Annotated in this window: 12 protein-coding genes; 2 read left to right on the top strand and 10 right to left on the bottom strand. The window is 61.0% G+C overall.

Annotated features, from left to right (window positions below):
- Positions 1-7: 7 nt before the first annotated feature.
- Entirely contained in the window at positions 8-1,270 is a 1,263-nt protein-coding gene (locus tag KF814_11495) for a hypothetical protein (GenBank protein MBX3236767.1), read from the bottom strand.
- A gap of 316 nt (positions 1,271-1,586) precedes the next feature.
- On the opposite strand from KF814_11495, the gene KF814_11490 reads away from it, so the two are divergent.
- Positions 1,587-1,937, top strand: coding sequence for a PilZ domain-containing protein (locus KF814_11490; GenBank protein MBX3236766.1), 351 nt, complete (start codon positions 1,587-1,589; stop codon positions 1,935-1,937).
- A gap of 149 nt (positions 1,938-2,086) precedes the next feature.
- On the opposite strand, the gene KF814_11485 is transcribed toward KF814_11490, so the two are convergent.
- From KF814_11485 to msrA, 3 genes are all read right to left on the bottom strand, one after another.
- Entirely contained in the window at positions 2,087-2,887 is an 801-nt protein-coding gene (locus tag KF814_11485) for a lytic transglycosylase domain-containing protein (protein MBX3236765.1), read from the bottom strand.
- Between the two features lie 23 nt (positions 2,888-2,910).
- The gene (locus KF814_11480; protein MBX3236764.1) at positions 2,911-3,438 is read right to left on the bottom strand and encodes a lytic transglycosylase domain-containing protein; all 528 of its coding nucleotides are present in this window, start codon (positions 3,436-3,438) and stop codon (positions 2,911-2,913) included.
- A gap of 243 nt (positions 3,439-3,681) precedes the next feature.
- Entirely contained in the window at positions 3,682-4,296 is a 615-nt protein-coding gene (msrA, locus tag KF814_11475; protein MBX3236763.1) for a peptide-methionine (S)-S-oxide reductase MsrA, read from the bottom strand.
- A gap of 141 nt (positions 4,297-4,437) precedes the next feature.
- Between msrA and KF814_11470 the strand changes: the two genes are divergently transcribed.
- The gene (locus tag KF814_11470; GenBank protein MBX3236762.1) at positions 4,438-4,911 is read left to right on the top strand and encodes an LEA type 2 family protein; all 474 of its coding nucleotides are present in this window, start codon (positions 4,438-4,440) and stop codon (positions 4,909-4,911) included.
- A gap of 140 nt (positions 4,912-5,051) precedes the next feature.
- Here KF814_11470 and KF814_11465 read toward each other — a convergent pair whose 3' ends face one another.
- The 6 genes from KF814_11465 to KF814_11440 form a co-directional block, all read right to left on the bottom strand.
- Positions 5,052-5,585, bottom strand: a complete 534-nt coding sequence (locus tag KF814_11465) for a hypothetical protein (protein MBX3236761.1) — start codon at positions 5,583-5,585, stop codon at positions 5,052-5,054.
- A 17-nt stretch (positions 5,586-5,602) separates the two neighbouring features.
- On the bottom strand, positions 5,603-6,412 hold the full coding sequence (locus KF814_11460) for a methyltransferase domain-containing protein (GenBank protein ID MBX3236760.1): 810 nt from the start codon (positions 6,410-6,412) through the stop codon (positions 5,603-5,605).
- Positions 6,413-6,475: 63 nt separating this feature from the next.
- Positions 6,476-8,116, bottom strand: coding sequence for a hypothetical protein (locus tag KF814_11455; GenBank protein ID MBX3236759.1), 1,641 nt, complete (start codon positions 8,114-8,116; stop codon positions 6,476-6,478).
- A gap of 137 nt (positions 8,117-8,253) precedes the next feature.
- Positions 8,254-8,955 (bottom strand): hypothetical protein, encoded by a 702-nt coding sequence (locus tag KF814_11450; GenBank protein ID MBX3236758.1) that lies wholly within the window; start codon positions 8,953-8,955, stop codon positions 8,254-8,256.
- Between the two features lie 168 nt (positions 8,956-9,123).
- The gene (locus tag KF814_11445; protein MBX3236757.1) at positions 9,124-10,470 is read right to left on the bottom strand and encodes a TldD/PmbA family protein; all 1,347 of its coding nucleotides are present in this window, start codon (positions 10,468-10,470) and stop codon (positions 9,124-9,126) included.
- A complete protein-coding gene (locus KF814_11440; GenBank protein ID MBX3236756.1) occupies positions 10,467-11,924 on the bottom strand; it encodes a TldD/PmbA family protein in 1,458 nt (485 codons plus the stop codon). Before KF814_11440 ends, KF814_11445 begins: the two co-directional genes overlap by 4 nt.
- Positions 11,925-11,964 lie beyond the last annotated feature (40 nt).

The following is an 11,964-nucleotide window of genomic DNA, read 5'->3' as shown; positions in this document are numbered from 1 at the left end:
CTCCCCGTTATTTCGCAATCGTGATCGCAGGCGTGGGGACTCTCGACACATCCGTCACCGTCACCTGGTACAGCATCGCCAACACGCGAAAGGCCTCCTGATTCCAGGGCGCGCGAGCACCGAGCGTCCGAGGCGCCTTCTTGATGGAGTACCACTTTCCCTCATATTCCACCGCAAAATCGCTGTCCGTCGGTCGCTTGTCTGTTTCATCGATTTGAATGGTGCTGGGCGGATTCTGTGGCCCCTCGGGCGTGGCGGGGTGCCGCTCGACCGCATATTCCGGCCCAGTGGCAATACCCAGAGCCAGAAAGCGCAGCACCGCGTTGAAGCTTCGCAGCAACATGACGCCATGCAGGGGATACTCCCCACCCGGATAATTCGGCCGAATGTCGACCAGCACGGTACTGGGGGGATTCCGCTCTGCTTCCCGCTGCAGCTGACGGCGTTCTTCGTTGGTGAGACTATGCAGATCGTAGTTGGTGATGATGACGCGGCCCATCATGCGCTTCGTGAAAACCAACGGCGTATGTTCATTGGGGGCGATCCATCGGTACTGCTTTTCCGACGCATCCATCACTGTGCCCATCATGCCTTCACTCAACTTATGGTCGATCGTAATGGGCAACGGTTCCTCATACACGATCGGCGACACGTAGAGCGAACGATTGTTGTGTAGAGAAGAGAGGTGGTAGACCCGCCGACGGAATTCCTCATACTCGTCCCGTCGCGACGGATTGTTGCGGAACAGCGTCCGCTGGGAGCCACCGGTCAAGACGATCTCCCTGACCATCAACCGAAGCAGGATGCCCGGTTCAATCCCCTGCTGGAACAAGAAGGCCAGCTTGGTTTCATCAAACGGAGTTAGGATGCGACTCGTAAACTCTTCGCCCTGAATCGGAATAATCGTGACAGTCGGCCGTTCCGCAATTGAGCCTCCGACGCTCATGAAGACCGTCTGATTCGGCGGATCCACCCGCTGATACAAGAGACTGTTCAAGCCGCCGGTGGCTGAAAAATCAAACGTCGCCGCGACGCTGGAGATCGTCGTAAAGTGCAACGGCCTGAAATGACTCGTCCTCGCAATGTTGAGCAGCAACATTTCTGCTTCCAGCTCTGTAGCCGTTCGGTCGTACTCCAAGACCGCACGATGCATGGCAATCGGCGAGAGACATCCACTCAGCGAGAGGGAAAGGAGCACCGGCGCTATCCATAGCGCTCCGTGGTGAGACTGTGCGGCTTTCCGGAATCTGTCCATCCACCACTTCAGCATGCATCAGCCCCCTTTCTTACGACCATCTACCGATTCACTCTGACACAGGCGGGTGTCGATACTATCCCGCATATCCCCCGTCCGGCAAGGCGTGAACCCTGTGGGCAAGCGGGCAAACACGCACAATACGCTTAGTCAGACGAACCAGGCGCATTGCATAACATATTGGAAATACTAGAACTTCATGACTCCCCCTCCTTTCACGGTACTACCAAGGCTGCATTGGCAAACCGCGATTGGCTGGTAGCTTTGACTCATACAGGCGCGCGAGACGGATCGAGTCGGCGGCCACCACCAGAAACCAGGGAGCCCACGAATGGAGAAATACTATACCTGCCGCGCAGAAGCCCGACAGCCCCTCCGCTGCAAGTTTCAATATTTCCTCGATGAAGGCGTTGCTGAAGGGACCGTGTGGGATCTCTCCAGCTCAGGATGGCGCGCAAGCGGGACGGCCCCGGTCACAGTCGGCATGGAGATGCCGGTCTGTTTGTATCTTGGAAATGAGAAACGATGGGTCTCGATCGGCCGGGCGGCAGTGCGATGGGTGAAGGGGTCGAACTTCGGTCTGGAGGTTGTACAGATCGACACCCAGGAGCAGGAGCGGCTGGATCATTTCCTCGAGAAGAGTCGGCTGGAACTACCGCGGCCGACAAGACAGGCAGTCTGAGTCCGCTCCACTGTCCCGATCAACCTGCCGGGTAGAAAGAGCCCTCCCCGGCAGGTATCCGAGGTCTGCCGAGAACGGCCGCTCCCTCCACCTCATCAAACTGCTCTTACTACCGCTGGCTCAACCGTTCGGGCTCACGTCACGGAAGTCTAATCCAGAGCAGAGGCTTGTGAGCGAGCGGCCCGCCGATCCGGCCAGAGGGGAATCTTCCGCGCTGTCGAGGGTGCGCCGGCTAGAAATCCACCGTAGTGGCTCAGGACCCGCTCCACATACTGCTGCGTACCGGGAGACGGTGGAAGACCGGCCAATTGGCTCACTCGCCCTTCACCCGCGTGATACGCAGCCAAGGCCAAGGCAAGATCTCCATGGAATCGATCCAACAGCCGCCGCAGAAGCAGGGCGCCGGCCCGGATATTCTCATCCGGATCGAACGGGTCCATGACGTGCAAGGCCGCAGCAGTAATCGGCATCAGCTGCATCAGACCGAGCGCTCCCTTCGGGGAAATTGCTTGCGGATTGAAGTTCGATTCAACCTTGATCACGGCCTTCAACAGGGCCGGCTCCAATCCATACTGCCCGGCGTATGAGACGATCAGAGTCCCTAAGGGATCGGATGGCTTTGACTGCCACCGCTCCAAGGGATTGGGATCGAGCGCCAAGCGGGGGACCGAAGGCAAGGCGGCACTGATGGTGGCCGCCACCGCCACTGTGCAGAGCGTACGGGCCACAGGTGTCCAGCGTGGATTCCAAACGGGCCAATTCATGATTGCCTGAAAGTCGTGCCATTCAGCCGCCAAGGGCCAAATCGTCCTCAATATCAACTCGGTGATGTGCGGCGCTGATCCATACAGCGCTGCGGCATGGGCATGGACCACTGTCCCATGACGTAGACCGATCGCCAAGTAAAAGAGGAAATCGAGGCAGGGGGCTGAAGGCGGGCATCGGGCCACCGGGGGAAGCCATTCTGTGGAACTTAAACGGCTCGAGCGAGTCCCTCCACAAAGTGACGTTGTTGTCGCTGTTCTTCGGCCTTGAATATCCGGTAGTAGCGGAACACCTTGCGCACATAGCGGCGGGTTTCGCGGATCCGTGCGATATGTCCATGCCCTCGGATCCGATGCACGCCGGCATTGTAGGCGGCAACGGCAAGCCGCAGGTCGCCGTCGTAGACGCCCAGGAGATAGTGCAGTTGCCTAGCCCCGCCCCGGATGTTCTGCACGGCGTCAAAGCGGTCATGGACCCGCAAGTCCGCGGCCGTGTCCGGCATCAGCTGCATCAGGCCGACGGCCCCCTTGCTCGACACCGCATCGGGCTGAAAATCCGACTCTGCCTTGATGATCGCGCGTAGCAGGGCAGGCTCAAGCTGATACTTGTGAGCATAGAAGACGATCGCGCGTTGAATCTCGTCGTTCGAATACCGGGACCTGCCGTCGAAGTCGGACTTGGTCGGGGCCGGCCACCCTAGCGTAACCAAGAGAAGCACACTGAGTGGGCAGAGCATACGACGCATCACGGCGGATACACCCCAAGCCGTGAAGATCCGCTGATGTCGGTTGTTGTTCAACGAGACAGGCATCACAACCCGGCATAAGCTCAACTTCCATGCCAGGAGGGATGTCGCAGAACTCTATGATCGGCAACGGAAAAGGTGCTCGGCTTGACGAATCGGCTCCGCCCAGTCTGTGTGCACGAGAGGAAACTTGCGACAAAATTCGTTGCAGCGAATCGGGGCTCTCGTCAGGCATCATGGCGCTCCCCACAGCTCTTCAAGCCGCTGTGCCCTCCCGCAGTTGTACTTGTAGAATTTATACCGAATGGGATTCCTCTTATAGAAATCCTGATGATACTCCTCCGCCGAGTAGAAGGGGGCTGTCGGCGAAATCTCAGTCACAATCGGCTCCTTGAAGCGCTTGCTCTCTTCGATGGCTCGCTTGGATTCTTCTGCTAACCGGCGCTCCTCATCGTTCTGGACGAAGATCACCGCACGATACTGCGACCCGTGGTCGCAGAATTGCGCATTCGGCGTGACCGGATCTACGTTCTTCCAGAACGCGTTCAGGAGGTCGCGATAGGACACTTTGGCGGGATCGTATGTCACCTCGACGGACTCCGCATGACCGGTCGTCCCGGCCGACACGTCCTCGTAGCTTGGATTGGCGACCCGACCCCCCATATAGCCGCTCACCACGGCTGTTACCCCTGGCACTTTCTCAAACACCTCTTCCATGCACCAGAAGCAGCCGCCGGCAAAGAAAGCCTTGGCGCTGCCGGGCCGTTCCTCCGCCGCACTCGAAGCAGTAATTCCCCCCAGCAATAGCATGACCAGTACGAACCTGTGAAAACCAGTACGAGTTTTCATTGGACAGCCCTCCCAATCCTCTGTCGCGCGCCTCTTCGATTCCTTACTTGCCGGCCACACCGACCGGAGGCGGTCCATCCTCGCCCTCGATCAGTACTACGGCGCTCGAATTCCGCCGGATGTTTCGCTATGATGACCCCTATGCATCGCATTCAGGCCACGCTCCTCCTCGTCGCCCTGCTATTGCTCCCCGGCTGCGCGTCCTGGTTGATGAAGGGCGAGCCACCGGAAGTACTCGTCACCAACGTCACGCCGCTGGAGGCCAGCGCCTTCGAGCAACGACTCAAGGTCGACCTTCGGCTCCGCAATCCCAACGATTTCGATTTGAAGGTAACCGGCATCGACTTTCGCCTGGACTTGAACGGCAACCGCCTCGCACGGGGATTGGGAAACCAGGACGTCCTCGTTCCGCGACTCGGCGAGGCCATCGCCTCTGTCTCGACCAGCACCTCGACACTCGACGTCTTCCGGCAATTCATGGCCTTTTCCCCGGACCGCCCCGTGACCTATACGATCAAAGGTATCCTCCACACAGGCGATGGCCGGCTGCCTTTTGAGAGTTCCGGCGTGCTGCTGGAAAAAGGCCCGAGTTCCGACGCCCCTGCCGGGCAATAATCGGCCGTGCAGGGCCGATTCCCGTTCACTCTATCAACGGTTGGAGTCGGACACCAGGGTGGGAATTCCCCGAGAGGCGAAGGACTGAAAGGGGATACGAAAAGGGGACTACGGAACGCAGGCCGCCGGTATCGGGAGCGTCATACGCCGCCCCAGGACCTCGCGCCTTCAACGACCTCTGGTTGGTGTCGCTCAAACTGCTTCATGATGAGATTGATGGCCTCCTCGGGAGACTCCACGGAGGCCAGATGCTTTCCGCCCAGCTTTTTAAAGAACTTTTCCTCGACCGGCGAAGCACCCACCAAAATGACCGGTTTGCCTGCCTTCAGTGCAAGAGCCACTTCGGAAACGGTTCCGGAACCGGTCAGCCCGCAGGCCACGACGACTTGACTGGTCATAACGTTGACGTTGTTGCGGGCGTTTCCCATCTCCGTGACGATCGCCAGGTCCACATACTTCGACACCCGATCGCGGCCGGAGGGCAGGACGCCGATCGTCAGACTCCGGGGAACCTGCTTGGCGCCCTGGCATGCGGCATCCATCACGCCGACATCGCGGCCGCCCGTCAGTACGACCCACTCACGCCTGGCAATGAGTTCCCCCAGCATGCGGGCATTTTCGATGTCTTTCTTTCTGGCCTTGGCCGGGCCCATTACGCCGACGATAAATCGCATCTACTCCAATCCTCGCCTCACCCGCCGCACTGCGGATGCCACCATCCTGTCACAGCCACGGTCGCATAGTAAACGGCCCAGGCATCGGAATCGTCGGCAAAGCGGCAGTAGGCATCGACATCCGAATCCGTGACCAGTCCCGTCGCGACATATTTCTCTCGCAGCTGCTGTGCCGACAACTTCATGAGGCGAGGCACCAGCGCTCCCCCGGAAGCCAAATGCCCCTCGTAGTCTACGGTCAGTTGGCTGAGATGGTGTTCCTGAAACAGCGCGGGCAGCTTTGCCCCGGTAGCGTGGTCCATTCCCAGCGACGCGAACATCCCCTCAATGGCCGCCGTAATCCGATCGAAGGCGCATTTGTCGTCCTCGGGTCCCGAGATCGCCCGGGCGGCGGAAAAGTCGGGCTCCTCGATCACCACCCACCCGCCTGGTTTCACGCACCGCAGGATGCGCTCAAAGACTTCTCGATAGTCGGCAAGATGAATCAGTACATACCGAGCATGCACGAGGTCGAAGGCCTCCGCCGGCAGGTCCACGTTGCGAATGTCCCCCTGCACGATTTCGATCGTGGACGTCCCGCTTCCCCGCAGAAACCGGGGATTGGTGTCGACCGCCAGCACCTTGCCCGACGGCCCGACGCGCTGTTCGAGCCATCGCACGATGGAACCGGCTCCGGCGCCCACCTCGAGGCAACGCCACCCCGCGCTCAACCCCGTTGTGAGCAACCGGCGCTGGGTACCGGGATCAAACGCCGCTTCGATCGTCTGCAGACGCTCGAGTTCTCGCTGCTCTTCCCCTGCCTGGAATACATACTCGGTCCTGGACATCTCCCGCCCTTCTTCTCCCTGTGCGATGCAGTTGTGCGTTGTCCGAGATGGACTCGCCCGGGGCTAAAATCTCGACGTCAGTAGGGTGACATCTGCGCCTGCCCACGCCGTCCGAAATCGCGCGTCCGTGCGTTCCGCGTCATCCTGTTTATGCTGTGCTCGAAGGCTTTGCGCCAGTCCCTGCAGAGCCCACCCGTTTTCCGGGTTGATCTCGAGGTCTTCACGATACACCCGCTCGGCCTCGGCCGGCAGCCCGGCAAGCATCAGCACCGCGCCTAAGTTGTGGCGCACGGGCTGGTACCAAAACGGGGGCTCGCTGTAGGGCAGCGCCGTCTCCAGCCGGACGGCCTCCCGCAGGGCTTGGATGCCGGCATCATACCGCCCCTGACGCGCCGCCAACTCTCCGACCAGGACCCGCTCCGCCACTTTCAATATACTTCGACTCGTCTTGCCCTCGGAGGTCTTCGCCTTGGCGAACACCTTCATGACTTTTCGCAAGTTGGACAGCTCGCCTTCCGCGCTGCCGAAACGGGTGGTAGCCGCAAAGGCCAAGCCGCGCACGAAATGCCAGAGCCCCGTGGTCAGTCGACGTTCCCTCGCCGGCGGCGGCTCCCGGATGATTTCACTCCAGTGACCGAACCGCGCCAGCGTCATTAGCGCAGTGGGCGCATAAAACTCTCCAGCCGGGTCGTCCTTGGTATCCCAGGCCGACAACTTCTCCAACAAGTCGTGCGCTACCCGCAGTGCCTCGGCACTCCGCCCCTCCATCATCAACGACGCATTCAGGAAATGGAGGTTGTGGGCGTAATACCCGATCGCATAAGTGCTGCGCGATCCATGATGCTCCAGGTAGTCGCTGTCGACGGCGGCAGCCGACGAGTTATGCTCGGATGCCTCGCGATAGAGGCCCACACGCATGAACACATGCGCGGGCATATGCACAAGATGCCCGGCACCCGGCATGAGCGACGCCAACCGCTTCGCGCAGTCGACCGCACGTTCCGGCTCCCGGGACGCCTCGACTGCGTGAATGTAGTAGTGACAGGCGCCGGGGTGATCTGGATTCACTCGAAGGGCCAGCTGCAATGTACTGACGATCTCTTCGGTGCCTGGCTGCGGCCGCCCGTCCGCACGCCAGTAATCCCAGGGGCGCAAGTTCATCAGCGCTTCCGCCGCCAACGTCAAGGCATCGGCATCGGCGGAGTACGCGCGCGCAACCGCCTGCATGGCCTTCGCGTAGGCCTCGTCCTTGATCCTGCGTGAGGATCCCCTTTTCGTCGAATACCGTACGGACAAGGCTTCGATATAGGCCCGCTCGCGGGGCGTAGCCCGGCCCAGCCGACTTGCGGCCTTCTGCAAGGCCTCCGCCGCACGGGGCTCCTGCTTGGCATCCATGGCTGAATTGATATTGGGGCCAAGACTCAGCCCGAGTCCCCAGTAGGGCATGGGCGCGTCGGCATCGAGGCGGATCGCCTCTTCGAACGAGGCGACGGCCTCCTCGTGATTGAAGGCAAACACCAGCCGAAGCCCCTGGTCGAAGAACTGCTGCGCTTGCGGCGAGGTGGTGGAGATCTCATGGTGCAGGGAGCCCAGATTGTCGAACAACGCCGTGGCGGCGTTCGCGAGCCCCGAGGCGCCGGACCCCATCGTCACCGCAGCGACCAAGAGTCCCGCTGCCGTTACCCTGCCTATGGGGCCCACCATGCGCTTGTCTCCACACAAAACAGGGAACAGCCCGTGATTCGCTCATCTATCTACGGTTCGGTCCCCGCAGCATGCGACGCGTACAGCCGAGAGTGAAAGCTGACGTGGGAATCCGTGGAACGGAAGGGAACCGGCGATCAGGCGTTGATATAGGGAGTTTGGCTGGCGTCGGCCGATGCTTCGCGTCGATCGAGCGACCCGGATTTCCCGCGGGAAACCACCACACGACCGGCAATGGATTTCCCGTCGGTTTCGGTAGGCTGGGTCGTGTCCAGCTCCTTCCCCATATACACCAACACCTGCTGCTGAGAGGCCACGATAGCCCGAAGATCTTGAAGCTGAGCCGTCAGTTGTTCGACCTGAGTTCGCTGTGCGGCCACTTGTCCGCGAAGGTCGCTCAGCTCGGCTTGAGTAGCCTGCGTGTGCTGGACCATCCACTCCTTGATCTCGCGGGCCTGGGCCATCAACGCGCGTTGCACGTATCCAGCTCGATCGCGGATGCGGAAAATGACCTCTCCCACCGACCCCTCCCATCGGCGGGAGGGCACCAGGGCCGATTCCTGCGGAAGCGAGCCCTCGTTATAGCGATCAGGCAAGGCCCCAAGCCAGTGCCGGACGCGCTGTCCAACCGGTTCGAGCGCACGTTCCTCGCTTCGCCCATGATGACACCAATCTTCGAACCGTTCCGTGAGATCTTCAAGCTTCACGAAGACGTTTCTCACGGCCGTGCGGACCGGAGAGGGCAGCAAGGGGTTTGGCCCGGGCGTCTTCCCCTCGGAGGGCGCGAGCGTCAGCAATTGTATCGGCTTTTCCGCCAGGCGTTGTTGCTTTTTCGTCATGATTCTATAGTACCGGCACTAGGGCGCCACCTTCATTCATTACTCTTTCCGTTAGGCTGAGTCAATGGTCGATTCAGGCTTTTTTCCATTCCCCGCCTAGATCACCCGGAAGGCACACCGTCGGCTGTCAGGAGACACCTGGAACCCCGCTCCGAACCGGCCCCCGGTCTAAAACCGCGTGACGCTGGAAAAGTTAAAGTCATGCAGGCGCATCGCCGGCACCAGGCTCTTGCCGGTCTCCGACGTCACGGCTTCCGCCGGGGTGGTCCAGGCCTCGAGGTGATTGAACGCGCGAAGGGGACTCTCGTGGAAACGGAAGTTCCGAAGCGCCGATACGATCTCGCCGTTTTCAATAAGGAATGTCCCATCCCGCGTCATGCCTGTCAGGGTCAAATCGGACTGGTTCACCGGACGGATGTACCAGAAATTGGTGACGAGGATCCCCCTGGTCGTGGTGCGAATCAAGTCATCGACCCTGGAGCCGATCGGCCGTTCCCCTGATAAGAACGGGGACTCCAATGTCGGCAACTGATCGATCCCATGCGCCTTGGCCGTATAGCGGTCGTATTGCAACTGGGTAAGGACACCGGCCTCAATCCAGACAGACTCCGTCACCGGCAACCCTTCCGCGGTGAATCCATAACCCAGCAGATCGGGATGGTCGGGTTGATTCGACAGTGTGAGGTGCCGGTCGATGATGCGCGTTCCGAGTTTTTCGCAATAAGGACTCGTCCCTTTATCGAACGACTTCGCGTCAAGCATCCAGGTCATCCAACTGACGAGGCCGGCCACGGCCGCCGGTTCCAGCACGACCGTGTACCGACCGGCCGGCAATTCCCGAGGCTCATCGGCGCCCCGCTTGGCTTTGGTGATCGCGGCCAGGGTCCGTTCCTGTACGCGCAGATGGTCGATCGATCGGTGGGAGGCGGCGGCCCAACCGGTGGCATCGCCCGCCTGCACCGTGATGCTGAAGCGCGCTTCCGTCCGTTCCTCGTACGCATTGAGGCCGGTGTCCGCCGCCAGACCGACGATCGAGGTCGACGAGGCCACCGTTCCCGCCGCGCTCAGGTTCTCCATCTTGCACTGCCCGATCGCTTCGCGGGCATAGTCAAGCCGCCGGGTCGGACCGGCGAGCACGGTCTCGGGTCGCGATGTCGGCAAGGAGAGGTATTGTTGCGGGCCGACGGGAGGCAGATATTCGGGATCTTCCGGCGCGGCACGGGCCACGCGTTCGGCCCTCTTGAGCGCCTCACGCACCGCTCCCGCCGTGAAATCCGTCGTGGTCGCGGTGCCGCGACGGCGACCGAATGCCACGGTCACGGACAGCGTGCCGCGGCGACTATTCACATTCTGCACGATCTGATTGTTGGCGAAACGCGTCGTCCCGCCGTGCGAATCATGCAGCTGCATGACGGTATGGTCACCGGTCGAGTGTTTCATGACCAAGTCGGCCAGGAATTCGAACTCCTGCCGGCCCGTCATCTTGGGCCAAGTCTTGCTGATGACGGAGCTCATCCCTTCGCCTCGCCGCGCATCACCTGGATGCGCCGGAATCTCGCATGGGACGCAGCATGGGTCATCCAACCGGACTGACCCGGCTGGCCCTTCCCGCAGGTGATGAACCCGTAGCGCCGACGGTGCGAACTGTCCGCCACAGCGTCGCAGCTCCCCCAGAACTCCGGCGTGATGCCGTGGTAGATCACATCTCTCAGCATGTGGGTGCGCTTGCCGTTTTCGATGAGCCAGAAAGCGTCGCCCCCGAACTGGAAGTTGTACCGTCGCTGATCGATGCTGTAGGACCCGTGCCCTTCGATATAGATGCCGCGTTTGACCCCCGCCAACAGCTCGTCGAGTTGCGCGGTTCCCGGGGCCAGCCCGATGTTGGCGATCCGCACGATCGGGACCGAGCCCCAGCTGTCGGCCCGATTCGAGCCTCGCGAACGCTCGTCGCCGATTTTCGGAGCCACTTCCCGATTCGTGCAATAGCCCACGAACAGGCCGTTGCGCACGATGTCCCATCGCTGGCACTCGACTCCGTCGTCATCGTAGCCGGTGGCGGCGAGCGTTTCCGGTTCCGTGTTGTCGGCGATCAAGGTCACATGGTCGGAGCCGTAGCGGAATCGGCCGAGCGTATCTGGGGTGAGAAAGCTGGTGCCGGCATAGTTGGCTTCGTAGCCGAGCGCTCGATCCAGCTCGCTGGGGTGCCCGCAGGATTCGTGGATCGTGAGCGAGAGATGTTCCGGATCGAGCACCAAATCGTACGCGCCGGCCTCGACGGCCGGGGCCTTCACCTTCTCGACTGCCTGCTCCGCAATACGAGCCGCTTCACGATCGAACCCCGCATCGAGAACCAGCTCGTACCCCGTACGAAGATGCGGTGTATTGAAGGATCTGGTGGCGAATCGCCTATCATGCACCGCCGTGGCGGCACAATCTCCCTGCAGCGCCAATACATCGAACTCCAACCGGCTCCCTTCGGTCGAGACGAACAGCTTGCGGTCACGCTGCATCCAAAGGCTTGCTTCGCTCCGCGCGATACCGCGCTGCTGCTGAATCCGTTCCATGATCTCCAGCAGGAGGCGCGTCTTGTTTTCGAGCGGTACCGAAAAGGGATCGATACGATAGGGTGTGACGACGCGGTCGAGATGGACGGGCTCGCGCGCCAAATGGACTTTCTCGATAGCGAGGGATGCGGACCCCTTGGCGATTTCCACCGCCAACTCTGCCACTCGTGGCACTTCTTCGAGCGAAAGAATCGAACTTGCGGCAAAACCCCAGGCCCCACGGTGCAGCACCCGGATGCCGAACCCGTGGTCGTCCGCGTCGCGAATGTGGGCGATGCGCCGGTCTTCCCCGCGCAAAGATTGTGTCGTGCTGTGCAGGATGCGGATGTCGGCGTAGTCCACGCCGGCCGCCCGTACGCGACTGAGTCCCAGTTCGGCCAGCTCGTCCCACGAGGGTCCGGTCATCACGGGTCTCGGCGGTGAAGGAGATACGCTGCAGTATACC

The organism is Nitrospiraceae bacterium (genome assembly GCA_019637075.1).
In the GTDB taxonomy this organism is placed as follows: domain Bacteria; phylum Nitrospirota; class Nitrospiria; order Nitrospirales; family Nitrospiraceae; genus JAHBWI01.
Note: the sequence above shows the minus strand (reverse complement) of the source record. Positions and strands in the feature narration are given on the sequence as shown.